We start from the raw sequence: 24,317 nt of genomic DNA, 5'->3' as shown, positions 1-24,317 counted from the left end.
GTGTAAGTGGTTTGATTTTCTATTTGAAATTTCTCTGTAGCGATGTCAAGAAATTCGCCCACCACTGCATCATCTTCTTCCGTTCCTCCATGTATTCGGCCCGGTTATAAGCAGCCCGCACTTTGTTGGTTTCAATATGAGATAGCTGGCGCTCAATCGCATCAGGATTGAAGCCTTCTTCGTTCAGGATGGTCGATGCTGTGGAGCGGAAGCCGTGGACGTCGGCTTTTCCTCGAAAGCCCATGCTGTGAAGGGCGCGGCGCAAGGTTTCCGGCGACATCGGCCGGCGTGGACTGTTGCGGTTGGGGAAGATGTGTTCCCGGCCGCCGCTGATGGTGTGGAGCTGGTGCAGCACTTCCAAGGCTTGCCTGGATAGCGGGACCAGATGCGGCGGCGCTGTTCTCTTGGATTTCTCTGGCAGCTTGCGATGCTCCGGCGGGATGGTCCACAGCGCTTTGTCGAAGTTGATCTCTTCCCATCTTGCCATGGCCATTTCTCCGACGCGGGTGAAGGTCAGAAGCATTAGCTTCATCATTAGCTTAGTTTGCACGCTACCGTCATATTTCTCCAGCGCTTCCAGAAAGACGGGGATATCCTCGCGCATCAGGGCCTTGCGCGGGGTGGATTGCTGGCTTTTGAGGGCGTCGGTCAGCGGCGCGGCTGGGTCGCTGTCGCAACGGCCGGTCAGGATGGCCAAGCGGAAGACGGCTGAGCAGCGTTGCCTTAGGCGCTTGGTGGTGTCGATGTTGCCGGCGCTCTCCACCTTGCGCAGCACTTCCAGCAGCTCCAGCGGGCGAATCTCGTGGATTGGCCTGTCCCCGACGTAGGGGAAGATGTGGGTCTGCATGGCTGATAGGACGCGCTCGCTGTGGGCGGCGGACCATTCGTGGCTTTCCCTTGCATGCCACTCCAGTGCGATGGCTTCAAAGGTATTGGCGGCCGCTGCCAGCTTGATCACCTTGTCCATCTTGCGCATCGCGGCTGGGTCTTCACCATCGGCAATCTGCTTGCGGGCATCGTCGCGCTTTAGCCTGGCTTCCTTCAGGCTCACTTCCGGGTATACGCCCAGCGCCAGCAGTTTTTCTTTGCCATTGATCCGATACTTCAGCCGCCAATACTTCGCGCCGGTGGGCATGACCCATAGCGACAGCCCTTGTCCATCCGTGAGCTTGAGGTGTTTGCCATCCTCGCGGGGCTTGGCGCTTTTGATCGCGGCGTCGGTAAGGGGCATGGGGGTACTCCTTATCGTGGGGGTATCGAAATGTGGGGGTACACAAGATACCACCAATCATACCCCCACGTACCCCCGGCTTTGCCTGGATGGTTTTGGACGAGTTTGGACGTAAAAAAACCCGCAAAGCCTTATTTGGCGCGGGTTTTTGGACTTTCTCGGACTGCTTTGGAAGTGTGGGTGGCGCCCCCGACAGGAATCGAACCTGTAACTGCCCCTTAGGAGGGGGCCGTTATATCCATTTAACTACGGAGACGCTACGGAAAACTGGTGCGGTCAGGCGCTGCGCTCCACCGATAGGCGGGCCAATTCGATCAGGGCCTGGCGGACTTCCGAATCGGGAATGTTCTGCAAGGAGGCGATGGCCTGTTCGGCCATTTTCACGGCTTCATTCTTGGCGTATTCCAGCGCGCCGCAGGATTGTACCGCATTCAATACATCGTGGAAACGGTCGCGGTTGGCGTTTTCCAGCGCGTCGCGCACCAGCGCGGACGCTTCCGGGCTGCCGTTGCGCATGGTGTAGATCAGCGGCAGGGTCGGCTTGCCTTCGGCCAGGTCGTCGCCCAGGCTCTTGCCTATGGTGTCGGCGTCGCCGCTGTAGTCCAGCACGTCGTCGATGATCTGGAAGGCGGTGCCCAGGTACATGCCGTAGTCGGCCATCGCCTGCACCTGTTCGGCGGAGGCGTCGGCGATCAGCGCGCCGACGCGGGCGGCGGCTTCGAACAGCTTGGCGGTCTTGTACTGGATGACTTTCAGGTATTCGTCTTCGCTGACGTCGGTGTTGCCGATGTTCAACAGTTGCAGCACCTCGCCTTCGGCGATGATGTTGGTCGCCTCGGCCATCACTTCCAGGATGGTCATGTTGCGGGTGGTGACCATCATCTGGAAGGCGCGGGTGTAGAGGAAGTCGCCCACCAGCACGCTGGCGGCGTTGCCGAACAGCGCGTTGGCGGTCTTGCGGCCGCGGCGCAGGTCGGACTCGTCCACCACGTCGTCGTGCAGCAGGGTGGCGGTATGAATGAACTCTATCATGGCGGCGAGTTCGAACAGGTGCTCCCCGCGGTAGCCCAGCGCGCGGCCCGACAGCAGGGTCAGGATTGGGCGCAGGCGCTTGCCCCCGGCGGAGATGATGTATTCCGCCACCTGGCGGATCAGGACGACGTCGGAGTGCAGGCGGGCGCGGATCACGCTGTCTACCGTCTGCATGTCGTCGGCTATCAGGGTTCGGAAAAGCGGGGTGGACACGTTTTCAACCAGTTATTGTTCGAGGGCTACGCCAAAGTTCTGGATGTTACCAGAAAAGCCCCCGCAGCCGCCATGCCGCCGTGCTCGCCGCTTAAGTCGATGAAATCATTGACAAGTTGGCGATAGGCCCGTATAGTCTCGCGTTCCCTGCGCATCAGGCGTGGGGAGATTCATTTATCAGGAGCTCATGCGAATGTATGCGGTCATAAAAACCGGCGGCAAGCAGTACAAAGTTGCCATCGGTGAAAAACTCAAAGTAGAACAGATACCTGCAGACGTCGACAGCCAGATCGTACTTGAAGAAGTGCTGATGATTGCTGACGGTGAACAGGTTGTTGTAGGCGCCCCGCTGGTTTCCGGCGCCTCCGTGAAGGCCACCGTTGTTTCCCATGGTCGTGGCGACAAGATCCGCATCTTCAAGATGCGTCGTCGTAAGCACTACCAGAAACACCAGGGTCATCGTCAGAACTACACCGAAATCCGCATCGACGCGATTTCGAAGTAAGGATAAACAGTCATGGCACACAAAAAAGCAGGCGGTAGCTCCCGCAACGGTCGTGACTCCGAAGCCAAACGCCTGGGCGTTAAGGTTTACGGCAGCGAACTGATTCCGGCTGGTTCCATCATCGTGCGTCAGCGCGGCACCCGCTTCCACGCTGGTGAAAACGTTGGTCAGGGCAAGGATCACACCCTGTTCGCCAAGGTTGATGGCTACGTTGAATTCACCGTTAAGGGCGCGCAACAGCGCAAGACCGTTAACGTGATTCCGTACACCGGTGTTGACGGCGAATAATTCGCTTTCCAGCATCCGAGAAAGCCCTATCCTTCGATAGGGCTTTTTTCATACCGAGGGGCAAGGCGTGAGGGCTGGAGCCAGTCCTGACCCCTGACTCCTCGCAGAACAGAGGTTGTAGACATGAAGTTTATCGATGAAGCCCGCATTGAAGTGATGGCCGGCCGGGGCGGCAATGGCGTGGCCAGCTTCCGCCGTGAAAAATACATTCCGTTCGGCGGCCCGGACGGCGGCGATGGCGGCAAGGGTGGCAGCGTGTTCGCGGTGGCCGACGAAAACGTCAACACCCTGGTGGAGTTCCGCTTCGTCAAGAAATACCTGGCGGAGCATGGCGAACGCGGCCGCGGCGCCGATTGCTACGGCAAGGGCGGCGACGATATCGAGCTGAAAATGCCGGTGGGCACGGTGATCACCGACCACGACACCGGCGAGCTGGTGGCCGACCTGACCCACCACGGCCAGCGCGTCATGATCGCCAAGGGCGGCAAGGGCGGCCTCGGCAACATCCATTTCAAGTCGTCCACCAACCGTTCGCCGCGCCAATGCACGCCGGGCGAGCAGGGCGAGCAGCGCACCCTCAAGCTGGAGTTGAAGGTATTGGCCGACGTCGGCCTGCTCGGCATGCCCAATGCCGGCAAGTCCACCTTCATCCGTTCGGTGTCCGCCGCGCGCCCCAAGGTGGCGGATTATCCGTTCACCACGCTGCATCCCAACCTGGGCGTGGTGCGGATGGACGATACCCGCAGCTTCGTGATCGCCGACATTCCGGGCCTGATCGAAGGCGCGGCGGAAGGCGCGGGCCTGGGCCACCGCTTCCTGAAGCACCTGCAGCGCACCGGCCTGCTGCTGCACGTGGTGGACATCGCCCCGTTCGATCCGGACGTCGATCCGGTGCGCGAGGCGCGCGCCATTGTGGAAGAGCTGAAGAAGTACGATGAAGAGCTGCACGACAAGCCGCGCTGGCTGGTGCTGAACAAGGTGGACATGCTGCCGCCGGACGAGCGCGAGCTGACGGTGTCGGCCTTCCTCAACGCCTACGGCTGGCCAGCCGAGAAGCCGGACGACAGCCTGGGCTTCGACATCAAGGCGCCGCGCGTGTTCTCCATTTCCGCGCTGAACCACGAAGGCACCCGCGAGCTGACTTTCGCCATCATGGCCTACCTGGACGTGGTGCGCGCCGCGGCGCGCAAGGAAGCCGATGAGCAGAAGCAGCAGGCCGCGGCAGCCAAGCAGAAGGTGATTACCCCGGAGGCACCGGCGGTAAGCGAAGGTGACGACGCGTAACGAAATCGCAGTATTTAACTGCTATGGGAAGCGGGCTGGATGCATATCCAGCCCGCTTTTTTATTCCACCTGGGCAAAATGCGGGGTTTTGGCCGATTTTCGGCAATTTACGTCGCTTTGCTGTACACCGATCTTTTCACGCGCCGTTACTTCCCAAGTCGATTGGATGTTGTATTTTGTCCTCAGGCGATTGCGCGGGAGGCGATCGCCTCCGGATGGCCGTGGCATGAATTCTGCTTGTCGAAGCCGAAGCCGGGAAGAGCCGCCGACAAAGCCCCGGCGCCGTGCCGCGCCTTCCTGTCCAGCCGTTTTGACGGCGCGGGCGGGAGGAGCCGGTCTGGGACCAGGCGCCAGGTTTTGTCATCCGCCAGCCGGGGGCCCGGCCGGCGGAGCGGCGAAATCCGGCTTGCTAGACGAAATACTCTAACTATATAACTGGTGCAGCCGCCGCCTCGGACCGGGGCCGCACCGGGCGGCGCGGGCCAGGCGGAATCGGCCCTGAGAGAAAGTCCGGCTGGGTCCGGATACCAACAAGGCAGTAACGATTGATGAGGAGAAGGAAATGAAGAAAGCACTTGCTGCGCTGGCCGTTGGCCTGATGGCCGCGTCCCTGGGGGCTTACGCCAAAGACTGGAAGGAAATCCGCTTCGGCGTCGACGCCAGCTACGCGCCGTTCGAGTACAAGGTGCCGAACGGCCAGGTGGTGGGCTTCGACGTCGACCTGGGCAACGAAATCTGCAAACGCATGAAAGCCAAGTGCGTGTGGGTGGAAAACGATTTCGACGGCATGATTCCCGCGCTGAAGGCCAAGAAGTTCGACGGCGTGCTGTCGTCGATGTCGATGACCGAAGCCCGGATGAAGGAAATCGCCTTCTCCGCCAAGCTGTTCAACACCCCGACCCGCATGATCGCCAAGTCCGGCTCCGGCCTGATGCCGACCCCGGCCTCGCTGAAGGGCAAGCGCGTGGGCGTGGAGCAGGGCACCATCCAGGAAGCCTACGCCAAGAAGCACTGGGCGCCGGCCGGCGTGGAAGTGGTTCCCTACCAGAACCAGACCCTGGTGCTGGCCGACCTGGCCGCGGGCCGTCTGGACGCGTCCTTGCAGGACGCGGTGCAGGCCGACATCGGCTTCCTGAAGAAGCCTGAAGGCAAGGGCTTCGCCTTCGCCGGCAAGGACCTGGTCGATCCGCAGACCCTGGGCGAAGGCGCCGGCATCGGCCTGCGCAAGGAAGACAAGGACCTGAAGGCCGGCATCGACAAGGCGATCGCCGACATGCTGAAGGACGGCACCTACAAGAAGATCGAGAAGAAGTACTTCTCCTTCGACGTGTACGGCGGCTGATGCCGTTCCGGGCGCGCGGCCCGACCGCCCGCCCGCGCTGTGATGCGCCCCGCTTTGCGGGGCGTATTGATCTGGAGCGTCCGTCGCCATTCGGCAATATAAGCTGAAAGCGGCGGCCACTCGACAAGGGGAACATATGTTTCTGGATGGATTCGGTCCCATTATCTGGCAGGGGACGCTGGTGACGCTGGAGCTGTCGGTGCTGTCGCTGCTGCTGGCCTTCGCCATCGGCCTGGTCGGCGCCGGCGCCAAGCTGTCGCACAACCCGCTGCTGGGCGGCGTGTCCACGCTGTACACCACCCTGGTGCGCGGCGTGCCCGACCTGGTGCTGATGCTGCTGATCTTCTACAGCCTGCAGATCGGCATGAACAAGATCACCGAGGCGATGCACATCGACCAGATCGACCTCGATCCCTTCGTGTCCGGCATCGTCACGCTGGGCTTCATTTACGGCGCCTATTTCACCGAGACGCTGCGCGGCGCCTTCCTGTCCGTGCCCAGGGGGCAGATCGAGGCCGGCATCGCCTACGGCATGAGCGGCTGGCAGGTGTTCCACCGCGTGCAGTTCCCGCAGATGATGCGCTTCGCGCTGCCCGGCATCTCCAATAACTGGCAGGTGATGCTGAAAGCCACCGCGCTGGTCTCCATCATCGGCCTGGCCGATGTGGTCAAGGCGTCGGTGGACGCCGGCAAGAGCACCTACCGCGTGTTCTTCTTCACGCTAGTGGCGGGCGCCATCTATCTGGCGCTGACCACGCTGTCCAATTTCGTGTTGGCCAAGCTGGAGCGCCGCTATTCCACCGGTGTGCGGGAGGCCGACCTATGATAGACATCATCCAGCAATACTGGCGGGCCTTCCTGTGGAGCGACGGCTACCACCTGTCCGGCCTGGCGGTCACCATGTGGCTGTTGGCGCTGTCCATCGCCTTCGGCTTCGTCGTCTCCATTCCGCTGGCGGTGGCGCGCGTGTCCAAGGTGAAGTGGCTGGCGCGTTCGGTGTGGCTGTACACCTACGTGTTCCGCGGCACGCCGCTCTACGTGCAGCTGATCTTCTTCTACAGCGGCATGTACAGCCTGGACGTGGTGCGCGAGGTGGGTTTCCTCAACCACTTCTTCCGCGAAGGCTACAACTGCACCATCCTGGCGTTCGCGCTGAACACCTGCGCCTACACCACCGAAATCTTCGCCGGCGCGATCAAGGCCACGTCCTACGGCGAGATCGAGGCCGGGCGCGCTTACGGCATGAGCCCGTTCACGCTGTACCGCAGGGTGATCATCCCGTCGGCGCTGCGCCGGGCGCTGCCGGCGTACAGCAACGAAGTGATCCTGATGCTGCACGCCACCACCGTGGCCTTCACCGCCACCGTGCCGGATATCCTGAAGGTCGCGCGCGACGCCAACGCCGCCACGTACGATTCCTTCAACGCCTTCGGCCTGGCGGCCTTGCTGTATCTGAGCATCACCTTTATTCTGGTCGGCCTGTTCCGCAAGGCTGAAGCCCGCTGGCTCGCTTACCTGCATCCGACCAAGAGCTGAGAAATACTGGGGATTTATTAGATGGACAAGCTGAACATCAGCAACATTCACAAGAGCTACGGCGACCACGAAGTTCTGAAAGGCATCTCGCTGAAGGCCAAGGCCGGCGACGTGATCAGCATCATCGGCTCGTCGGGCTCGGGCAAGAGCACCTTCCTGCGCTGCATCAACTTCCTGGAAAAGCCGAACGATGGCTCCATCGCGCTGAACGGCGAGGAAATCCGCCTGGCGCGCAACAAGCAGGGCGAGCTGGTGCCGGCCGACCAGAAACAGCTGCAGACCATGCGCACCAAGCTGGCCATGGTGTTCCAGCACTTCAACCTGTGGGGCCACATGACGGTGCTGGAAAACGTCATCGAGGCGCCGGTGCATGTGCTGGGCCTGCCGCGCGAGGAAGCGGTCGCCCGCGCCAAGAAGTACCTGGCCAAGGTGGGGCTGGACGAGCGCGCCCAGGCCAAATACCCGGCCCACCTGTCCGGCGGCCAGCAGCAACGCGTGGCCATCGCCCGCGCGCTGACGATGGAGCCGGAAGTGATGTTGTTCGACGAGCCGACCTCGGCGCTGGACCCGGAGCTGGTGGGCGAGGTGCTGAAGGTGATGCAGGCGCTGGCCGAAGAGGGCCGCACCATGATCGTCGTCACCCATGAAATGGGCTTCGCCCGCAACGTGTCCAACCACGTGATGTTCCTGCACCAGGGCCGCGTGGAGGAAGAGGGCCATCCCGACGAAGTGTTCGGCAACACCAAGAGCGAAAGGCTGAAGGCTTTCCTGTCCGGTAGTCTAAAGTAAGACTATCCCTGCCAAAGGGGGTAGGAAACCCGCCGGAGCGGTCAGCCGGCGGGTTTGTTTTTTGGCGCGCCATCCCATCCTGTGGATAAATCAGGATTCGAACGATGGCTGTGGATAACTTGGTTTACGGCGCCGGCGCGGCCGGCTGCTGCGAGCGGAACAGCGTCCATTCCTCCACCGCCCGCCCGTCGGGCAGCTGGCACAGCGCGTATTCGTTGCCGGCGGCATCCTTTTGCGGCAGCAGCTTGCCACCCTGTTTCACGCAATGGACCGAGGCCGGGTTGGCCATGCCGACAGCTTGCGGCTGCGGCGCCGGGTTTTGCGCGCAGGCGGCCAGGAGCAGCGCCGGCAGCGCGGCGAGAGCGGGTTTCAGCGTTTTCATTTCCAGTTCGGGTCCTGTTTCAGTTGTTGCATCAGATAGGCGCGCTGGTTCTTGTCCGGCTTGCCCAGCCAGCGGTAGCTGGCGTGCTTGGCCGGATGGTCCACCGCCTCGGGCACGTCGGCCACGGTCACCAGCAGGCCCATCGCGCGGCGCTTGTCGGCGCTGAGCAGGCCAAAGAAGCGGTTGCCGGCGCAGTCGTGCGGCTTGCACATCTCGCCGGCCAGGTAGCGTTTGCCGGCGATGGTGGCCGCATGGTAGGGCGCGCTGGTGGCGCGGGCTTCGCGCAGCCACTCCGGCGCGTCTTTGGCGCCCGCCGTCATGCTCATCCAGGCCGCCTGGTAGGCGGGCTGGCGCGCCAGTTCGGCGAACACCGCCTCGGCGGCCGGCGCGGAAGACGCGGGCGCGGCGACGGCCGCCGCGGCCGACAGCAGGATGGACAGGGACAATAGCAGGGGAGAGAGCGTTTTCATGGGCGGAATCCGGCGGCGAGGCAAAACAGCTTGGATCGCCGCCGGCGGCGAAAATTCCGTCAGGCGGTCAACAGCTTGCCGCTCTTGAACGCGGTGTCGCCGGCCACGCGGGCGAGGCCGAGGCCGGTGGTGGCGTAGGGCCGGTCGCTGGTGGCGTACAGCACGCCGCCGCGCTGGGTGCACACCTGGGTGACGGTATCGGTCAGCGGATCGATGACGTCGGCCACTAGGTCGCCGGGCGCGAGCTTGCTGCCGGGCTCGGCGCGGTAGGTCACGACGCCTGCGTGCGGCGCCAGCAAGTCCTCAGAGCCGGCCAGCGGGGTCGCCGGATGGCGCAGCGGCGGCAGCGGCGGCGCGTCGCCGGCGATCACGCCGCGGCGCTGCAGGAAATGGATGATGGCCTCGGCATCCTTGGCCGCGTATTCGTGGTTGACGTCGCACTCGCCGCGCAGCTCTATCGTCACCGCCAGGCAGGCCATTTCGATCGGCGCGGACAGCCCGGCCCGGACGGCCAGGTCGCGCAGCTGCCACCACGGCTGGCTGCAGGACTCGTCGAACGGATAATCGCCGGAGTCCTCGGCCAGCAGGCTGGCGCAGACGCCCAGGTAGCGGGCCAGCGGCTCGCATTGGTCCCACAGCGGCGTGCCGGTGTACAGGTGGATGTCGGCGCGGCTGTCGCAGTGCAGGTCCAGCATGATGTCGGCGTCGAAGGCCATCGATTGCAGCGCGTGGCGCAGCGATTGCAGCTCGGTCTGCGGTTGCTGGCGAGCCAGCTCGGCCCGCATCGCGGCGCGGATCAGCCGGGTGTTGGCCTTGGCGTCCGCGCCCAGCTGCTGGCGCACGGCGGCGAATACCGGTTCGGCCAGCGGCAGATAATGGCGATTGAAGTTCTGGCCGCTCATCAGCTCGAAGCGGCCCAGCAGGCGGTTGCTATGGTTCTGGTTCAGGCCGATGGGGTTGGCCATCGGCAGCACCGTGATCTCGCCCAGGATGGCGCCTTCGTCTTCCAGCTGGCGCAGCCGCTGCTTCAGGTGCCAGGCCGCCAGCATGCCGGGCAGTTCGTCGGCGTGCAGGCTGGCCTGGATGTGGACCTTCTCGCCGCGGCCTTCCTGGCCGAAGTGGAAGCTGGTCAGCGCGCGCTGGCAGCCCAGGCTGGGCGACAGCAGCGGATGGTGGCGGGTGAGCATGATATCTCCTCTGATGATTTGTTATGGCTCGCGGCCAGGATAAAACGCATCGCCGCGTTGACGAAGCGGCGGGCCGCCGGGACAATCTCCGCTTTGATTCACCCCAGCTTGTGGAGCGCGCTTGGATTCATTGTCCGATTTCTTCCAGCCCGGCATCGAGCCCGGCTCGCTGCAGGCCGTGTCGCGCCTGCAGGGCGCATGGGGCTATCTGTCCGTTTTCGTCACGCTGTTCCGCGGCGGCGACGAGGAAGTGCTGATGCGCCTCCTGGTGCTGCGAGAGCTGGGCGGCCGCGCCGAGGCGCCGCTGTGGACGCCGCAGGAAATCGCCCAGCGCTTCTCCTACCTTAACGATACCAAACTGGCCACCATTCTGGGGCGGCTGCGCGAAGGCGATCTGCTGGTCTACGACAGCGACGGCGGCGTCTACCAGCTGTCCGAGGGCGCGCGCGTCGCGCTGGCGGCCCTGGCGACGCTGGTCGATTTCTCCGGCGACGACGTCGAGCTGGGCTATCTGGCCAGCCAGGTGGCGGCCGGCCAGGCGGTCGGCCAGGTGTCGGACGAAGCGCTGAAGCACCTGTTGGCGCGGCTGAACGAGCTGTACGCCGAATTCGAGGAAGCGCTGGAGTCGCAGTCCGAATTCCGCATCCGCGCCGCCCAGCATCGGCTGGAGGCGGTATGGCGCTGGGTGGCCAAGTCTACCGAGGTGGTGCGTAGCCTGACCCGGGACGACACGCTGAGCCTGACCGTGCTGAACCAGGCCCAGGCCATCGCGCTGGCGCAGAGCCGAATGCTGGCGCTGGCCGGCACCTTCGAGCGCCGGCTGGCGCAGCTGGCCGCGCAGCGCGTGCACCTGGGCAATTCCGGCCTCACCTCCACCGACATCGCCGACTGGCTGCGCCGCCAGGGCGCGGCCATGCTGGCCGGCAAGCTGGCGGGCGGCTGGTCCATCAGTCCGGAGCCGGCTTTCCTGTCCACGCCGGAGCTGGCCGACGTGGCCGAGTTCGAGCTGTTGGCGCGCGAGCGCGCCAAGGCCGGCGCGCACGTGCTGCCGGGCGGCGAGGCCGCGCCGCTGGCCGACGCGCCCGAGATGGAGCGGCTGCTGGAGGCCGAAGAAATGTACGACCTGCTGCTGGAACTGGGCATGAGCGGCAAGGCCGACGCCCACATCAGCCAGGCGGTGCTGGCCGACAGCTACAACGAAACCGCCTACCGGCTGTCGCTGCTGTCCCTGATCGGCGACCCGGAAACCAGCAACGACCAGAGCATCGTCGCCGCGCTGGCCAAGCTGCCGTTCAGCCTGCAGGGCGGAGACGGCGTGATCGCGCCGGACCACCCGGAGGTGGCGACCTTGTCCGATGCCAGGCTGGTGGCCAATGGCGGCCAGGACGCGCGCTGATGGTTACGTTCGAAGAGTTGAGCGCCGTCATTGCCCGGATGGAAGCCCGCCTTGACGCGCATGGCGACGAGGAAGTGCGGGCCTTGCTTGCCCACTATCGGCAGTTATTGCCCCGGTTCAACCAGGATCTGGCCGACCCGCGCGATGCCGCGCTGGCGGCCTCCGCCGCGCTGATGCTGATCCAGAGCGTCGCGCAAGCCAAGAAATAATATGGAACACGAAATCAAAACCCTCACCGCCCGCCTGCTGGCGCACCGGGTGGTGCCGCGAGCCGACGCGCTGGCGCGCAAGGCGCTGCTGGACGACATCTTCCGCGCTGAGCTGGACAAGAGCCTGGCCGCCGTCGGCCTGCGCCTGGTGGAGAACCCGTACGCCGAGCACATCGCGGCGGCCTTGCTGCCGGAGATGACCGAGCCGGTATTCGGCTCCGGCGACGCCTGGCTCAACAACAATCTGGGCCTGCCGCGCGACGGCGTGGCGCTGTTGGTCATCCTGTGGGCGCTGATCATCCTGCCCAAGCGCGAGCGCCAGATCGCTCGCGTCGAGGCCGGCAAGGAGAGCCAGAGCGACATGTTCGGCGCGCAGAAGCCGCTGGAAACCGGCGAGGCCGTGTCCACCGGCATTTCCGAGGACGCGCTGTACGCCGACTTCGGCAAGGCGCTGGGCGGCCGCACCCGCTTTGCCGCCAATCTGGGCCGCCTGGTCAACCTGGGCTTCATCGTCCGCCGCAACCGCTGGCTGGACGAAGGACCGATGCTGGACCTGATGATCGACTACGCGCAGCTGGCGCCGCGCATCATCGAGGGCGCGCTGGCCGACGTGCTGCTGCGCCGCGAGGGCCGCGACATGCTGGTGGACAAGCGGGTGGACGACGAGATCGAAGAAGAGGGCGCGGACGACGGCATGGCGTCGGCCGGCCCGCTGTTTGACCTGCCGCCGGACGACGCGGCCGACGGGGAGGCTCGCTGATGTTCCAGATGAAATCGGTGGAGATGGTGCACTGGGACTTCTGGCAGCGGCTGAGCGTGCCGCTGGACGCCCAGATCGTCACCATCATCGGGCCTAATGGCTCCGGGAAGACCACCTTGCTGGACGCGATGCGCACGCTGCTGGCGATCAAGTGCTCCGGCAAGCGCGACTACAAGCGCTACGTGCGCAACAACAAGGAAGCTTTCGCCTATCTGCGCGGCGTGGTCGACAATCCGCGCCGCCCGTCCGGCGGCCTGTATCCGACGCCGTTCTTCCCCATCGTGTCCGAGTCGGTGACGCTGCTGTGCCGGATCAAGAAGCAGGGCGGCGACTGGGTGCGCCACTACGCGATCCTGGACGGCGACATCGCGCTGGAGCACGCCGAGGGCCAGGCGCAGTGGCTGGGCGTGCATGAATATCGCCGCCGTCTGGAAGCCGCCGGCCTCACCCCGGCGGTGGCTGAGGTGCTGGCGCTGGAGCAGGGCGACACCGACAAGCTGACCGAATACAGCCCGCGCCAGCTGCTGGACCTTGTGTTCCAGGTGTTCGGCGACAAGGACGTGCTGGACAACTACCAGCGCGCCCGCGACGAGCAGCGCGCCACCGAGCTGGAGCTGGAGGCGCTGGGCCGCCAGGAGGAGGCGCTGCAGGTGCGGGTGGAGGCGATGAAGAACCGCGCCAACCGCTACCTGGAATGGCGGCAGCTGCAGACCGGCATCGCCCGGCTGCGCGACGAGGCGCTGCCGGTGCTGGCCTATCTGGACGCCAAAACCGCCTTCGGCAAGCAATGGGGCGACTACCGCGCCGGCTACCACGTGCTGAACCAGGCGCGCGCCGAGCATGCCGACACGCTGGATCTGGTGGCCAAGCTGAAAGCCGCCGAAGTGAGCGCCGCCGAGGCGCGCGCCGCGGCCGAGACGGTGCGGCTGGCGGCGCAGGACGCCTTCATGAAGGCCAAGGGCGAGCACGCCGGCGTGGCCGGCCAACTGAAGGAGCGCGACCGGCTGCAAGCGCTGGCCGGCAAGGAGTACGGCGCCGACGCCGCCCAGCTGGCCGACAAGCTGACCGCGCTGCGCGCCGAGGCGGATCAACTGAAGGACGGCCTGCGCGAGCTGAAAAAGCAGCGCCAGGACAGCTCGGAGCACCTGCAGGCGCTGGAAATCGGCCGCGGCCGCTCGCCGGAGGACGTGCGCCAGTTCAAGGCGGCGCTGGACGAGGCCGGCATCCCGCACGCGATGCTGTCCGACATCGTCGAGGTGATGGATTCCAACTGGCAGGGCGCGGTGGAGGCCTTGTTGCGCGGCTACCGCCACGTGGTGCTGCTGGACCGGGAGTCCGACCGCCGCGAGGCCTGGAAGATAGGCGAGAAGCTGCGCTACCGCCATTTCGTGGTGCCGGAGCGCGCCGCGCCGCCGCGCGCCAACAAGGGCAGCCTGCTGGAAGTGGTGCGCTTCTCCGCCGACGCGCCGGAATGGCTGTACCGGCAGATGAACAGCGTGGCGCGGGTGGAGAACGCACTGGAAGGCGCTAGCGCTGAAGGAGACTGGATCACCCGCGACGGCTATTTCCGCGAGCGCCGCGGCGCGCGCCACATCGGCGTGCCGGCGCACGAGTACGCATTCGGCGAAGCGGCGCGGCAGTCGCGGCTGCTGGCGGTGCGCGACGAGCTGAAACAGCTCAATGTGCGCATCCTGGCCGGCGAGGAGCGGCTGGTGGCCGCCACCCGCGAGGCGGCGGGCCTGGCCGAGTACCTGGGCGGCATGGACGCGATACGCCAGCTGGACAGCCGCGCCGACGAATTCGCGGCGCTGGAATCGCGCAAGGCCGAGCTGGAGGCCGAGATCGCCCGCCAGGGCGCGGCGCTGGCCGCCGCCGGAGCGGAGAAGGACGCCGCCGACCAGCGCCACGGCGACGCGCGGCTGGCGCACGACCGCGTCTGCCAGCGCGAGATGGAGAGCCTGTCCAAGTACAATCAGAAGCTGCAGGAAGTGGAGCTGGCGCGCCGCCAGCTGCGCCGGCTCAGCGGCGAGCTGCGCGAATGGGCGGAGCGCCTGTCGGCCGACGCGCTGGCGCCCGAGCATGTGGCGGCGCTGGAGGACGAGTTCGACACCGCAGCCGACGCCAAGCACCAGCTGAACTACCTGGAAGAGAAGCTGCAGAGCGGCGACTGGGAGCAGGACGACTCGGTGCTGGCCCTGAAGGACAAGCTGGTGGAGGATTTGACCCAGCTCGACCGCGAGCGCCAGCGCCGCCAGGGCGAGGTGGACCGCTCGCGCGAGCTGACCGACGAGGCGCGCGCCGCCTACATCGGCAAGCTGCGCGCCACCGTGCGCGCCTACGGCCAGAACGTCAAGCGGCTGGGCGAGCTGGCCGGCATCCAGGTGGAAGTGGAGCTGCCGCAGTTGTCCAACGACGACGCGGTGCTGGCCCAGGCCGGCCTGGTGCTGAAGTTCAACTTCGACCAGAAGGGCATGATGGGCATGAACGACGGCGAGGCCTCCGGCGGCCAGCAGGTGATGAAGTCGCTGATCCTGCTGATCGGCCTGATGATGGACGAGTCCAATCCGTCCGGCTTCGTCTTCATCGACGAGCCGTTCGCCCACCTCGACATCTTCAACATCGACCGCGTCGCCGGCTTCCTCAAGGCCACCGAGGCGCAGTACCTGATCACCACGCCCAACACCCACAACATCAATATCTTCGCCCCGTCGGAGCTGACGCTGGCCACCCGCAAGAAGCGGCCCGGCGAAACCTGGGCGCCGCCGATTCTGCAGACGCGGCGCCGGGTGGACGGCGGCGAGCAGGCGTAAACCAAAACGGGACGGCATCGCCGTCCCGTTTGTCTTCGCGGATGCCGGGCCTAGCGGCGGAACAGCGCCGCCATCCCGCCATCCAGTTCTTCGGCGCGGTTCTGCACGTATTGGCGGATGCTGGGGTTGTCCAGGCTTTCCGCCTCGGCTTTCTCCGCCGTCAGATGGGCGAATACCGGCAGCTCGGCATCGGCGCCTTCGGCCAGCATCGCCTTGACGCAGTCGCGGTTGCCGCTTTCCACCGCGGCGGCCAGCGGCATCACGATGTAGTCGCCGTTGGCGGCCGGCGGCTGCTGGTTCAGGCTCAGGCCGGCGGCCTTGAACAGGCGGATGCGTTCGCCGGCTTGGGGGTCGGCTTGCTCCTGCTCGGCCTCGGGCCGCGCGCAGACCTGATGCAGCGCGGTTTCGCCGCTGTCGCTGCGGTTGTCCAGCTTTGCGCCGGCCGTTTGCAGCAGACGGATGGCGTCCAGATTGCCCGCGGCCATGGTGTTGATCGCGCTGGCGTTGTCCATATTGGGACGGTTGGCATCGGCGCCGGCTTGCAGCAAGCGTTGCAGCAGCAGCGGCCTTAGATCGCCGCCGTAGCCGGCCGCCAGCATCACCGGCGTGACCAGCCGGTTGGGACCGGGATTGTTGATGTCGGCGCCGGCGGCCAGCAACAGCGAGATGACTTGCAGCATGTCTTCCGACTCGGCTTCGTCGTCGGCCACCGCCAATTGCAGCGGCGTCAGCGGATTCTCGCGGATGACCGGAATTTCCAGGTCCGGCTTGCGGGCCAGGAACAGTTTGACCAGTTCCGGGCTGGGCGCGGCGATGGCGAAGGGCAGAGCGGCGAGGCCTGCGTCACCGGTGCCGGTCTGGGCGTGGTGCGGGCGCGCGCCCTTGCCCAGCAGGGTCTGGATGCGCTGCATTTTCTTGGCGGAAGGCTTCTCCAGGTAAGCAGAGGTGGCCTGGGTCAGCTGGTCATCCAGCGAGGCGGGCTTGGCGGCGGCTTGGCCGGCCAGCGCCAGCGCGCAAGCCAGGGCGGCGGTTTTGACGATGCGATGCATATTGTTTTCCTGAGCGGGGAGGCGCGGCCCCGAAAGGCCGCGAAAGGCGGGGTTAGCGGCGCAGCAATTTGACGAGTTCGGCCGGGTACATGCCTATCGTGTCGGACAGCACTTCCTCACGCACGGTCAGCGGCGCTTTGTCGTGCTTCCATTCCACCGAGTGGGCCGGATTGGCGTAGGCCTGGCCATCCGGATCTGCGCCCAGTTTCAGCAGCGCTTTCACGCAGTCGGGGTTTTTGCTGTTCATCGCGGCCATCAGCGGCGGGCCTAGCGGGATGTCGGCATCCGGGCTCGCCATGCCGTTGATATCGGCGCCGGCCTTTTTCAGCTGGCGGATGCGGGCTTCCGCGTCAGGGTCGGGTTTGCTCGTCAGCGCGGAGTCGCGCTCGCACACATAGTGCATCGCGGTGGCGCCGTTGCGGTTTTTCAGCTTGGCGTCGACGCCGGCGTTCAGCAGCAATTGCAGGGCTTGCAAATTGCCGGCCGAGGTCGACATCAGCGCGGTGTTGCCCTCATTGTTCTGCTGGTTGGGCTGGGCGCCCGCTTTCAGCAGCGCTTCTTGCCAATCGACGCGAACCGGAAAGGGCTGCATATTGCCGGAGGCGAAGAGCAGCGGGCTGAGCGCGCCGTCGTGGTCGAAGGTGTTGACATTGGGGCCGGCGGCCAGCAGCGCGGCGACGATCTTGTTGTCATCGGCGCTGGGCTTGTCCGGGTCGGCATGCTTCATCGCATACAGCAGCGGTTGTTCCAGCACTTCGTCGTAGACCGGGATGCTCAGGTCGGGCTTTTGTTCCAGGAAGGTCTGCACCAACGCGTAGTTGCGGGCAAACAGCGCCAGGTTCAGCGGGGAGATGTTTTGCGTTTTCTTGGTGGGCGACAGCGCGAAATGGACTTTGGCGCCTTTGCCGATCAGCGCCTTCACCTTGTCGAGTTTCTGGGCGCTGGGTTTGGCGTCGTAGGCGATCGCGGCGGCAAGCAGCTGGTCTTCCAGCGTCTTGGCTTTGGCGGCGGCGGCGTGGGGCAGCAGCAGGGCGCCGCAGGCGATGACGGCGGCGGCGAGCGTTTTCAGGCGGAGTTGCGGTTTCAAGAGCGGATCCATTTTGATTTGAGCGAAGTTGCGGGCCGATGGCGAAAGCCATGGTTGGCAAGGTGGGGAATTTTAGACGCTCAAGCCCAGGGGGCGCAGGTATGAGTAACTGTCAAAAAGGACAGGTTGGGTGGTGGCGGCTCAGGCTTGGAGCAGCGCCGCCAGCTGGATCAAGTCATTAGCCACCCAATCCCAATCCTGTTCCGCCGCCAGATCCGTCCGCTGTTCCGGGCCGAATTCGCGCGGCCGCGGCACGAAGGCGGTTTTCAGCCCGCACTGGCGCGCGGCGGCCAGATCGCCGTTGTGCGCCGCCACCAGGCAGATGCGCTCTGGCGGCAGGTCCAGCAGTTCCGCGGTGCGCAGATAGGCCTGCGGCATCGGCTTGTAGGCCTGGGCCGTTTCGGCGCCGAGTATCGCGTCCCAGGGGAGGCCGGCGTATTTGGCCATATTGAGCAGCAGGCTGGTGTTGCCGTTGCTGAGCGTGGCGATGATGTAGCGCGCCTTCAGCCGGGTCAGGCCGGCCACGCTGTCCGGCCACGGGGCCAGTCGGTGCCAGGCGCGGTTCAGCCATTGCAGCTGGTCCTCCGGCGCCGAGGCCGGATCGATGCCGAAGGCCGGCAGCGTGGCCTCCAGGTTTTCGCGGTGCAGCTGGTCCAGCCGGGTGAACGGCCGGCGGCCGGCGCGCACCACCTCCATCGCCGGCGAGTAGCGGCTGCGCCAGGCGTCGGCGAAGGCGTAAGCGTCCTGTCTGGCGCCGGGATGGCATCGCAGGAAGGCGGCGGCGTCGCGGGCCACGCCCTCGCGCCAATCCACCACCGTGCCGAACACGTCGAACAGCAGGGCCTGAACAGGCTGACTCATGGCCGCCTCCATGTCTTTGGCATGATGGCAGTCTGGCGATGGAGCCGGACGGCGTCAATCGTTCAAATGCGTATCGCCGCCGGCCCGCCGCGAACGCCGCCGGGTCAGGGCTGGCGCCTGTCCACCGGGTCTGTTCCCTGCCACCAGTCCGGCGCGGCGCTGCCGTCGCCGATATGGCCGTCGCGGCGCAGGTAGTGGCGCACATCCCGGCCCGGCTCGCGCAGCGCGGGATCGCCGGACAGCGCCCGCTCCAGCCATTCCGCGCCGTAGCGGAAGACTTCCGCCGCCACGCCGCCCAGCGGGTGGAATTCGTTCTCGTAGACGCGCATCTCCTTGGGCGCGCGGATGCGCTGGTAACACGCCAGCGCTTGCTCCAGCGGCGTCAGCTCGTCGAACTCGCCGATGCCCAGCAGCACCGGGATGCGGATGTCGGCGGCCAGCGCGTCCAGCGGCATGCGGTCGCGCATTTCGCGGTCGAAAAGGGCTTCGTCGCGGTAGCCGCTCATATACATGTAGTTTTTCTTGAAGCTGGGCTGGGCGCGCTCGAAGATGGTGAGGAAGTCGCCGCAAACCGCCTCGTAAGCGGCCAGCGCGGCCAGCCGGGTATTGCCGGCGGCGGCGCGCATGCCCCAGTAGCCGCTCATGCTGATGCCGAACATGCCGATGCGGCCGGCGTCCACCTCGGGCAGACCGGCAAGATAGTCGGCGTAGGCTTCCAGCGCCCGTTCATAGTTATCCAGCGTGACCGTCAGGCCGCCGGCGCGGCTTTCGCCCTGGCCGGGGCCCTCTATCGATAGCGCCACCATGCCGCGCGAGGCGTAGTAGCGCTCGGCGGCGTACAGGTAGTCTTCCTTGATCATGTCCATGCCGGGACCGAGGATCACCGCCGGCGCCTGGCGGACGTCGCCGTCCGGCAGGTGCAGCAGCGCGTGGATGGCGCCGTCCTCGAACGGAATCTCCACCCGCCGCACCCGGCCGCCGCGCAGCTCGCCGATGCGCGCCACGCAGTGGTTGCAGCGCGCGCGCAAGGAGGCCTTGCGCGGATCGGCGGTGTCGAAGATCGAGTACTGCGCGCGGCCCCACATCACCGCGGCGCGCAGGTAGAGGTCGGCGGCGGTGCGGCGGTAGCCGTCGCGCTCGTAGTGCGCGGCGCGCCGTTCGGCCCGCGCGGCCACTTCCGCCCAGGCCTTGGGCAACATCGCGCCGCTTTTCACCTGCTCGAACACGGCGTCGAAATCGGCCGGGTCATGGCCCAGCTGCAGCAGGGTGTTTTTGCCTTCCGGGTGCAGGGCGTCGAAACCGCCCTGGGCCAGCGCGATGTCCAGCGACCAGCTTTGCGCTTCTGAACGTGACATAATTTTCACCTCGTTAGATTGATCGTACCTGAAATTAACTAAGTACTTAGTTATATTATTGTGGAGCCGGAACGCATGTCAACCAAGCCCCAGGGGGATGCCTTGTCCAGCGAGGCGGGAGAAGCGCGCCAGCAGGCGCTGGCGCGGCTCTCCCGCGCCGCCTACAGCCTGAGCGCCGCCGACGCGCGGCTGCGCGGCCGCGCCACGCGCCAGGCCGGCGCGCTGTCGCTGTCGCACGCGAGAGTGCTGCGGATACTGGCCGAGGAGGGCGCGCTGCCGGTGGCGCGGCTGGCGGAGCTGACCGAGACCACCGGCGCCGGCGTCACCCAATTGGTGAATGGCCTCAGCGAGCAGGGCTATGTGGAGAAAGCGAAGTCGCTGGCGGACAAGCGCTCGGTGCTGGTCGGACTGACCGAATTGGGCCTTGCGCGCCACCGAGAGCGCGAATGCCTGCTGGCCGAGGTGCTGGAGCGCGCGCTGCGGGGCATGGACGACCAGGCGCTCGACGCCGCCGCCGAGGTGCTGCGCGCCCTGGGCGGCGTCTACGATCAGCTTTGAGCCGGACGGATGTCAGGCCTTCAGGTTGCGCTGCGCGAATTCCCAGTCGATCAGCTTGTCCAGCACCGCGTTGACGTAGTCGGCGCGGCGGTTCTGGTAATCCAGATAATAGGCGTGTTCCCACACGTCGATATTCAGCAGCGGCGTCAAGCCTGAGGTGATCGGGTTGTCGGCGTTGCCGGTTTTCACCACCCTCAGCTTGTCGCCGTCCTGCACCAGCCAGGCCCAGCCGCTGCCGAACTGGGAGAGCGCGGCGCCGGCCAGCTGCTGCCTACAGGCGTCCACGCTGCCGAACGAGGCTTCTATCCTCTCCCTCAGCCCTTGCGGCGGGATGCCGCCGCCTTTTGGCCGCATGCTGCGCCAATAGAAGGTGTGGTTCCACAGCTGGGCGGCGTTGTTGAACACGGCGGCGTCGCCGGCGGGGCCGAAGGAGCGGGTGACGATGTCTTCCAGCGGCAGGGAGGCGTAGTCGCGGCCCGCGATCAGCTTGTTCAGATTGTCGAGATAAGCCTTGTGGTGCTTGCCGTAATGGAAGCCGATGGTGCGGGCCGAGATCACCGGCTCCAGCGCGTTGTCGGCGTAGGGCAGCGGCGGCAGCGTGTGCGCCGGCGAGGCGTGGGCAAGGCCGGGGAGCGCGGGCAGGGCGAGCGCGGCAGCGGCGCCGGCCGCGGCGAGCAGGAAGCCGCGGCGGTTCAGTTCGGCGGGCAGGTCGGACATGGCGATCTCCAGTAAAGAGGACGCAAGCGGGGCGCATGCGATTCAATCCCGCATCCAAGCACGATAGTCGCCGCTTGCGCGATCGCCATGGCCGTATGGACAGGCTGAAGACGAACAAACCGCCGGGCCTGGGGCGCCGGCGGTTTGCGCGGACGCGGGCGCTTAGCGCAGGTTCAGCGCTTTGGCGGCGTGGCGCACTTCATCGGACAGCTGGACGTCCTGGCCGATCACTTCGGTCCAGTGGCCGTGCTGCAGGAAGGCGTAGCGGGCGCGGGAACCGGTTTCAGCCTGCCAGCCGCCTTTCAGGTGGCCGTCGAAGTGGAAATCTTCGCCTAGCAGCGAGTGCGACGGTTGCTGGCCATGCTGGGCTTGCGCCTGCAGCAGGTTGTGGCCGGCCAGGAACAGCTCGATGCCGCCGCTGATCTCCTCGTAGTTGCCTTGCACCGCGGTCTTGAACACCAGCGGCTGCTGGGTGGCGTGGGTGATCACGGCTTCGCCGCTGACCCGGCGCGCCGGCGGATAGACCGACAGCCGCAGTTGCAGGTTGTAGCCGCCGGCGACGCCCGGCTTGAAGACGTTGTAGCTGACGATGAACAGTCCGGACTTCTGATCGCGATCCAATTGGTTGGCCATGTTAGGACTCCTTGATGAAATCGGATGACAGTCGACGGCGCCGGTAAGCGCGCGTCCCGAATTGCCTTCTTGCGGCGCCACGGTAGCGGCGCCACCTGCACTTTATATAACTAAATAAAATAAAAATCGCCGTCATTTAGATCAGTTTGGAATTTGGTGCGCATCGGGACGGTAGCCTGGCGGTCGATCCCGATGACAACCATGCGCGGGGCGGGGTTGCATTCCACCGGCTTTGCTCCACACTATCTCGATCTCCAACCCTGACGAGGATTCAAGACATGGCAACCGTAACCCTGCGCGGCAATCCGGTGGAAGTGGCGGGCAAGCTGCCGTCCAAAGGCGAGCAAGCTCCGGCGCTGCAACTGACCGGCGGCGATCTGGCCGAGGTGTCGCTGGCCAACTACGCCGGCAAGCGCAAGATCCTCAACATTTTCCCCAGCGTGGACACCCCGACCTGCGCGATGTCGGTGCGCAAGTTCAACGAGAAGGCCGCCGCGCTGAGCGACACTGTGGTGTTGTGCGTGTCCGCCGACCTGCCGTTCGCGCAGAAGCGTTTCTGCGGCGCCGAGGGCATCGAGAACGTGGCCACGCTGTCCACCTTCCGCAATCCGGCTTTCGCCGAAGCCTATGGCGTCAAGCTGGCCTCCGGCCCGCTGGCCGGCCTGACCGCGCGCGCCGTGGTGGTGCTGGACGCCGACGACAAGGTGCTGCACAGCCAGCTGGTGGGCGAGATCGCCGACGAGCCGGACTACGCCGCCGCCCTGGCCGCGCTGTAAGCCTTCCGCTGGTTTCGAGACCCGACCGGCTGCGTTTGCAGCCGGTTTTGTTTTGGCCGAACGAAATGGTTCATGCTTGTTATTGATAATCATTATCATTTAATATGCCGGCTTGGCAAAGAAAGCAAGGCGGGAAAGAGATGAAGCGATGGATGGCGGCGGCGGCCTTATTGGCCGGGCTGGCCGGTTGCGCGGCGCAGCCGGCGGCGAAGCTGGAAGGACCGCCGGCGGGCCGGATCGTGGAGACGGCCAGCGGCAAGACGTTGAGCCCGGATCAGCTGCTGGACAAGTTGGCGCCGGCGGAGATGCTGTTGGTGGGCGAGAAGCACGACAACCGCCATCACCACCGGATAGAAACCTGGCTGGCGCAGCGCTTGGCCGCGAGCCGGCCGCAGGGCAGCGCGCTGCTGGAAATGCTGACACCCGGCCAGCAGCCCAAGGTGGACGAGGTGAAAGCCTGGCTGCAGGGCGATCCCAGCGTGCGTCCGTCGCGGGTGCGGGAACTGGTGGCCTGGCAGAGCGGCTGGCCGTGGGAGCTTTACGGCGAACTGGCGATGACGCTGCTGCGCGCGCCGTATCCGCTGCTGGCGGCCAATCTGGACCGCGAGCAGATGCGCGCCTACTACGCCAGCAAGGAGCGGCCGCAGGGGCGGGCGTCGCGGGATCCGCGGGCGGCGAGCCGGCTGGAGGAGGTGATCCGCGGCGAGCATGGCGGCAAGATGGATGAAGGCATGATGGCCTCCATGCTGGCGGTGCAGCAGCAGCGCGACCGGCGGATGGCGGAACGGCTGCTGGCCGCGCCCAAGCCGGCGATGCTGATCGCCGGCGCCTACCATGTGCTGCGCGATGTCGGCGCGCCGCTGCATCTGGCCGATCTGGCGCCGGGGCGGACGGCGACGGTGCTGGTGCTGGCCGAGGAGGGCGTGGAGCTGGGCCGCGGGCAGGCGGACTATGTCTGGCGCACCGCCAAAGCCAGTGACTGAACGACGTGCGATTGTTTCTATTCTGCTAATTGATAATGATAATCATTAGTGATAGAGTGGGGCATCTCCACCCAAACTCTTAGTCACTGATGAAGACCAGCATTCCCATCAGGCCGTTGCCCGGCATCGCAGGCAGCGGCCTTTCGCTTTATTCCGTCCAGGCATTGGCGGCCCTGCCGGCTGCCGACGCCGGCTTGTCGCCGCTGGCGATGTTCGTCGCCGCCGATCCGGTGGTGAAGGGCGTGATGCTGGCCTTGCTGGCCGCCGCCTTCGCCTGCTGGCTGGTGTTGCTGGTCAAAGGCGCGGCGCTGTGGCTGGCCGCCGGCGAAGGCCGCCGCGGCCATGCGGCGCTGGCCGAAGCCGTGACCTTGGCCGATGCCGGCGAGCGCGTGCGGCCGCTGCCGGCCCACGGCCTGGCGCGCGGCCTGTTGCGGGAGGTGGATGCCGAGATCGCGCTGTCGGCCGCCGACGCGCCGCGCGACGCCTTGCAGGCGCGCGCCGCGTTCCGGCTGGAGCAGGCGCAGAGCGCGCACGCCCGTTCGCTGGCGCGCGGCGTCGGCTTGCTGGCCACCATCGGCGCGGTGGCGCCCTTCGTCGGCCTGTTCGGCACCGTGTGGGGCATCATGCGCAGCTTCGCCGGCATCGCCGCCAGCGGCAACACCAGCCTGGCCAGCGTCGCGCCCGGCATCGCCGAGGCGCTGCTGGCCACCGCGGTCGGCCTGGTGGCCGCGATTCCGGCGGTGGTGATCTACAACCTGTTCAGCCGCTGGCTGCAAGGCCACAAGGGCCTGCAGCAGCAGGTGGCCGGCCAGCTGCTGCTGCTGCTCAGCCGCGAGCTGGACGCGCGCGCGGCGAGGCGCTGAG

Annotated in this window: 26 protein-coding genes and 1 tRNA gene; 15 read left to right on the top strand and 12 right to left on the bottom strand. The window is 65.9% G+C overall.

Annotation, left to right across the window (positions count from 1 at the left end; genetic code table 11):
• Positions 1–19 precede the first annotated feature (19 nt).
• The 3 genes from ACY3GB_RS10910 to ispB form a co-directional block, all read right to left on the bottom strand.
• Entirely contained in the window at positions 20–1,231 is a 1,212-nt protein-coding gene (locus tag ACY3GB_RS10910) for a tyrosine-type recombinase/integrase (RefSeq protein WP_463088757.1), read from the bottom strand.
• 181 nt (positions 1,232–1,412) lie between these two features.
• Positions 1,413–1,487: transfer RNA gene (locus tag ACY3GB_RS10905), tRNA-Arg, on the bottom strand.
• 20 nt (positions 1,488–1,507) lie between these two features.
• Entirely contained in the window at positions 1,508–2,488 is a 981-nt protein-coding gene (gene ispB / locus ACY3GB_RS10900) for an octaprenyl diphosphate synthase (protein ID WP_463090934.1), read from the bottom strand.
• A gap of 181 nt (positions 2,489–2,669) precedes the next feature.
• On the opposite strand from ispB, the gene rplU reads away from it, so the two are divergent.
• The 7 genes from rplU to ACY3GB_RS10865 all read left to right on the top strand — a co-directional run bounded on the left by rplU (position 2,670) and on the right by ACY3GB_RS10865 (position 8,220).
• Complete coding sequence (gene rplU, locus ACY3GB_RS10895) at positions 2,670–2,981, top strand: 50S ribosomal protein L21 (RefSeq protein ID WP_463088756.1); 312 nt, start codon at positions 2,670–2,672, stop codon at positions 2,979–2,981.
• Between the two features lie 12 nt (positions 2,982–2,993).
• The gene (gene rpmA / locus ACY3GB_RS10890; protein ID WP_021476841.1) at positions 2,994–3,269 is read left to right on the top strand and encodes a 50S ribosomal protein L27; all 276 of its coding nucleotides are present in this window, start codon (positions 2,994–2,996) and stop codon (positions 3,267–3,269) included.
• Between the two features lie 123 nt (positions 3,270–3,392).
• Positions 3,393–4,553: a GTPase ObgE gene (gene obgE, locus ACY3GB_RS10885; protein ID WP_463088755.1), complete on the top strand. Its 1,161-nt coding sequence runs from the start codon at positions 3,393–3,395 to the stop codon at positions 4,551–4,553.
• A 562-nt stretch (positions 4,554–5,115) separates the two neighbouring features.
• Positions 5,116–5,895, top strand: a complete 780-nt coding sequence (locus ACY3GB_RS10880) for an ABC transporter substrate-binding protein (protein ID WP_463088754.1) — start codon at positions 5,116–5,118, stop codon at positions 5,893–5,895.
• Positions 5,896–6,031: 136 nt separating this feature from the next.
• Positions 6,032–6,721 carry an ABC transporter permease gene (locus ACY3GB_RS10875; protein WP_463088753.1) on the top strand — a complete coding sequence of 230 codons (690 nt, stop codon included), beginning with the start codon at positions 6,032–6,034 and terminating at the stop codon, positions 6,719–6,721.
• Positions 6,718–7,431 (top strand): ABC transporter permease, encoded by a 714-nt coding sequence (locus ACY3GB_RS10870; RefSeq protein WP_463088752.1) that lies wholly within the window; start codon positions 6,718–6,720, stop codon positions 7,429–7,431. The genes ACY3GB_RS10875 and ACY3GB_RS10870 overlap by 4 nt, the downstream gene beginning before the upstream one ends.
• Before the next feature lie 21 nt (positions 7,432–7,452).
• Positions 7,453–8,220: an ABC transporter ATP-binding protein gene (locus ACY3GB_RS10865; RefSeq protein ID WP_463088751.1), complete on the top strand. Its 768-nt coding sequence runs from the start codon at positions 7,453–7,455 to the stop codon at positions 8,218–8,220.
• A 124-nt stretch (positions 8,221–8,344) separates the two neighbouring features.
• Here the strand turns inward: ACY3GB_RS10865 and ACY3GB_RS10860 are convergent, their stop codons facing one another.
• The 3 genes from ACY3GB_RS10860 to ACY3GB_RS10850 are packed head-to-tail and all read right to left on the bottom strand — an operon-like array spanning position 8,345 to position 10,259.
• Complete coding sequence (locus ACY3GB_RS10860) at positions 8,345–8,602, bottom strand: putative hemolysin (RefSeq protein ID WP_463088750.1); 258 nt, start codon at positions 8,600–8,602, stop codon at positions 8,345–8,347.
• Positions 8,599–9,072 (bottom strand): inhibitor of vertebrate lysozyme family protein, encoded by a 474-nt coding sequence (locus tag ACY3GB_RS10855; protein ID WP_463088749.1) that lies wholly within the window; start codon positions 9,070–9,072, stop codon positions 8,599–8,601. Before ACY3GB_RS10855 ends, ACY3GB_RS10860 begins: the two co-directional genes overlap by 4 nt.
• A 59-nt stretch (positions 9,073–9,131) precedes the next feature.
• Complete coding sequence (locus tag ACY3GB_RS10850) at positions 9,132–10,259, bottom strand: succinylglutamate desuccinylase/aspartoacylase family protein (protein WP_463088748.1); 1,128 nt, start codon at positions 10,257–10,259, stop codon at positions 9,132–9,134.
• 121 nt (positions 10,260–10,380) lie between these two features.
• Between ACY3GB_RS10850 and ACY3GB_RS10845 the strand changes: the two genes are divergently transcribed.
• Genes ACY3GB_RS10845 through ACY3GB_RS10830 form a run of 4 tightly spaced genes read left to right on the top strand, consistent with a single transcriptional unit; the run spans position 10,381 to position 15,434 of the window.
• The gene (locus tag ACY3GB_RS10845; protein WP_463088747.1) at positions 10,381–11,655 is read left to right on the top strand and encodes a hypothetical protein; all 1,275 of its coding nucleotides are present in this window, start codon (positions 10,381–10,383) and stop codon (positions 11,653–11,655) included.
• Positions 11,655–11,864 (top strand): hypothetical protein, encoded by a 210-nt coding sequence (locus tag ACY3GB_RS10840; protein ID WP_463088746.1) that lies wholly within the window; start codon positions 11,655–11,657, stop codon positions 11,862–11,864. Before ACY3GB_RS10845 ends, ACY3GB_RS10840 begins: the two co-directional genes overlap by 1 nt.
• A 1-nt stretch (position 11,865) precedes the next feature.
• Positions 11,866–12,624 carry a hypothetical protein gene (locus ACY3GB_RS10835; RefSeq protein ID WP_463088745.1) on the top strand — a complete coding sequence of 253 codons (759 nt, stop codon included), beginning with the start codon at positions 11,866–11,868 and terminating at the stop codon, positions 12,622–12,624.
• Positions 12,624–15,434, top strand: coding sequence for an ATP-binding protein (locus ACY3GB_RS10830; RefSeq protein ID WP_463088744.1), 2,811 nt, complete (start codon positions 12,624–12,626; stop codon positions 15,432–15,434). The genes ACY3GB_RS10835 and ACY3GB_RS10830 overlap by 1 nt, the downstream gene beginning before the upstream one ends.
• 50 nt (positions 15,435–15,484) lie before the next feature.
• On the opposite strand, the gene ACY3GB_RS10825 is transcribed toward ACY3GB_RS10830, so the two are convergent.
• From ACY3GB_RS10825 to ACY3GB_RS10810, 4 genes are all read right to left on the bottom strand, one after another.
• The gene (locus tag ACY3GB_RS10825) at positions 15,485–16,483 is read right to left on the bottom strand and encodes a hypothetical protein (RefSeq protein ID WP_463088743.1); all 999 of its coding nucleotides are present in this window, start codon (positions 16,481–16,483) and stop codon (positions 15,485–15,487) included.
• 52 nt (positions 16,484–16,535) lie between these two features.
• Positions 16,536–17,570, bottom strand: coding sequence for an ankyrin repeat domain-containing protein (locus ACY3GB_RS10820; RefSeq protein WP_463088742.1), 1,035 nt, complete (start codon positions 17,568–17,570; stop codon positions 16,536–16,538).
• Between the two features lie 141 nt (positions 17,571–17,711).
• Entirely contained in the window at positions 17,712–18,431 is a 720-nt protein-coding gene (locus ACY3GB_RS10815; protein ID WP_463088741.1) for a haloacid dehalogenase type II, read from the bottom strand.
• 104 nt (positions 18,432–18,535) lie between these two features.
• Positions 18,536–19,786, bottom strand: coding sequence for an alpha/beta hydrolase (locus tag ACY3GB_RS10810; protein WP_463088740.1), 1,251 nt, complete (start codon positions 19,784–19,786; stop codon positions 18,536–18,538).
• A 75-nt stretch (positions 19,787–19,861) separates the two neighbouring features.
• Between ACY3GB_RS10810 and ACY3GB_RS10805 the strand changes: the two genes are divergently transcribed.
• A complete protein-coding gene (locus ACY3GB_RS10805) occupies positions 19,862–20,344 on the top strand; it encodes a MarR family winged helix-turn-helix transcriptional regulator (RefSeq protein ID WP_463088739.1) in 483 nt (160 codons plus the stop codon).
• 12 nt (positions 20,345–20,356) lie between these two features.
• Here ACY3GB_RS10805 and ACY3GB_RS10800 read toward each other — a convergent pair whose 3' ends face one another.
• Positions 20,357–21,061, bottom strand: a complete 705-nt coding sequence (locus ACY3GB_RS10800) for a superoxide dismutase (protein WP_463088738.1) — start codon at positions 21,059–21,061, stop codon at positions 20,357–20,359.
• 162 nt (positions 21,062–21,223) lie between these two features.
• A complete protein-coding gene (locus tag ACY3GB_RS10795) occupies positions 21,224–21,694 on the bottom strand; it encodes a DUF1842 domain-containing protein (protein WP_463088737.1) in 471 nt (156 codons plus the stop codon).
• A 278-nt stretch (positions 21,695–21,972) separates the two neighbouring features.
• Here ACY3GB_RS10795 and tpx point away from each other — a divergent pair, with 278 nt between their 5' ends.
• The 3 genes from tpx (at position 21,973) to exbB (ending at position 24,316) form a co-directional block, all read left to right on the top strand.
• On the top strand, positions 21,973–22,470 hold the full coding sequence (gene tpx, locus ACY3GB_RS10790; protein WP_463088736.1) for a thiol peroxidase: 498 nt from the start codon (positions 21,973–21,975) through the stop codon (positions 22,468–22,470).
• Between the two features lie 140 nt (positions 22,471–22,610).
• Positions 22,611–23,453, top strand: a complete 843-nt coding sequence (locus tag ACY3GB_RS10785) for a ChaN family lipoprotein (RefSeq protein ID WP_463088735.1) — start codon at positions 22,611–22,613, stop codon at positions 23,451–23,453.
• 89 nt (positions 23,454–23,542) lie between these two features.
• Entirely contained in the window at positions 23,543–24,316 is a 774-nt protein-coding gene (exbB, locus tag ACY3GB_RS10780) for a tonB-system energizer ExbB (RefSeq protein WP_463088734.1), read from the top strand.
• The last annotated feature ends 1 nt before the right edge of the window (position 24,317 follow it).

It is taken from the genome of Chromobacterium sp. Ag138, assembly GCF_055181315.1.
The sequence above is the reverse complement of the archived record's forward strand: the minus strand, read 5'-3'. Positions and strand labels throughout refer to the sequence as shown.

What these genes read in the sequence shown, in the direction of transcription:
- ACY3GB_RS10830 (WP_463088744.1), top strand. Translation starts at nt 12,624, where the DNA reads ATGTTCCAGATGAAATCGGTGGAGATGGTGCACTGGGACTTCTGGCAG.
- exbB (WP_463088734.1), top strand. Translation starts at nt 23,543, where the DNA reads ATGAAGACCAGCATTCCCATCAGGCCGTTGCCCGGCATCGCAGGCAGC.
- ACY3GB_RS10835 (WP_463088745.1), top strand. Translation starts at nt 11,866, where the DNA reads ATGGAACACGAAATCAAAACCCTCACCGCCCGCCTGCTGGCGCACCGG.
- ACY3GB_RS10850 (WP_463088748.1), bottom strand. Translation starts at nt 10,259, where the DNA reads ATGCTCACCCGCCACCATCCGCTGCTGTCGCCCAGCCTGGGCTGCCAG.
- ACY3GB_RS10840 (WP_463088746.1), top strand. Translation starts at nt 11,655, where the DNA reads ATGGTTACGTTCGAAGAGTTGAGCGCCGTCATTGCCCGGATGGAAGCC.
- ACY3GB_RS10785 (WP_463088735.1), top strand. Translation starts at nt 22,611, where the DNA reads ATGAAGCGATGGATGGCGGCGGCGGCCTTATTGGCCGGGCTGGCCGGT.
- ACY3GB_RS10880 (WP_463088754.1), top strand. Translation starts at nt 5,116, where the DNA reads ATGAAGAAAGCACTTGCTGCGCTGGCCGTTGGCCTGATGGCCGCGTCC.
- ACY3GB_RS10875 (WP_463088753.1), top strand. Translation starts at nt 6,032, where the DNA reads ATGTTTCTGGATGGATTCGGTCCCATTATCTGGCAGGGGACGCTGGTG.
- ACY3GB_RS10825 (WP_463088743.1), bottom strand. Translation starts at nt 16,483, where the DNA reads ATGCATCGCATCGTCAAAACCGCCGCCCTGGCTTGCGCGCTGGCGCTG.
- ACY3GB_RS10805 (WP_463088739.1), top strand. Translation starts at nt 19,862, where the DNA reads ATGTCAACCAAGCCCCAGGGGGATGCCTTGTCCAGCGAGGCGGGAGAA.
- rplU (WP_463088756.1), top strand. Translation starts at nt 2,670, where the DNA reads ATGTATGCGGTCATAAAAACCGGCGGCAAGCAGTACAAAGTTGCCATC.
- ACY3GB_RS10865 (WP_463088751.1), top strand. Translation starts at nt 7,453, where the DNA reads ATGGACAAGCTGAACATCAGCAACATTCACAAGAGCTACGGCGACCAC.
- ACY3GB_RS10810 (WP_463088740.1), bottom strand. Translation starts at nt 19,786, where the DNA reads ATGTCACGTTCAGAAGCGCAAAGCTGGTCGCTGGACATCGCGCTGGCC.
- tpx (WP_463088736.1), top strand. Translation starts at nt 21,973, where the DNA reads ATGGCAACCGTAACCCTGCGCGGCAATCCGGTGGAAGTGGCGGGCAAG.
- ACY3GB_RS10855 (WP_463088749.1), bottom strand. Translation starts at nt 9,072, where the DNA reads ATGAAAACGCTCTCTCCCCTGCTATTGTCCCTGTCCATCCTGCTGTCG.
- ACY3GB_RS10860 (WP_463088750.1), bottom strand. Translation starts at nt 8,602, where the DNA reads ATGAAAACGCTGAAACCCGCTCTCGCCGCGCTGCCGGCGCTGCTCCTG.
- obgE (WP_463088755.1), top strand. Translation starts at nt 3,393, where the DNA reads ATGAAGTTTATCGATGAAGCCCGCATTGAAGTGATGGCCGGCCGGGGC.
- ACY3GB_RS10795 (WP_463088737.1), bottom strand. Translation starts at nt 21,694, where the DNA reads ATGGCCAACCAATTGGATCGCGATCAGAAGTCCGGACTGTTCATCGTC.
- ACY3GB_RS10910 (WP_463088757.1), bottom strand. Translation starts at nt 1,231, where the DNA reads ATGCCCCTTACCGACGCCGCGATCAAAAGCGCCAAGCCCCGCGAGGAT.
- ACY3GB_RS10870 (WP_463088752.1), top strand. Translation starts at nt 6,718, where the DNA reads ATGATAGACATCATCCAGCAATACTGGCGGGCCTTCCTGTGGAGCGAC.
- ACY3GB_RS10800 (WP_463088738.1), bottom strand. Translation starts at nt 21,061, where the DNA reads ATGTCCGACCTGCCCGCCGAACTGAACCGCCGCGGCTTCCTGCTCGCC.
- rpmA (WP_021476841.1), top strand. Translation starts at nt 2,994, where the DNA reads ATGGCACACAAAAAAGCAGGCGGTAGCTCCCGCAACGGTCGTGACTCC.
- ACY3GB_RS10815 (WP_463088741.1), bottom strand. Translation starts at nt 18,431, where the DNA reads ATGAGTCAGCCTGTTCAGGCCCTGCTGTTCGACGTGTTCGGCACGGTG.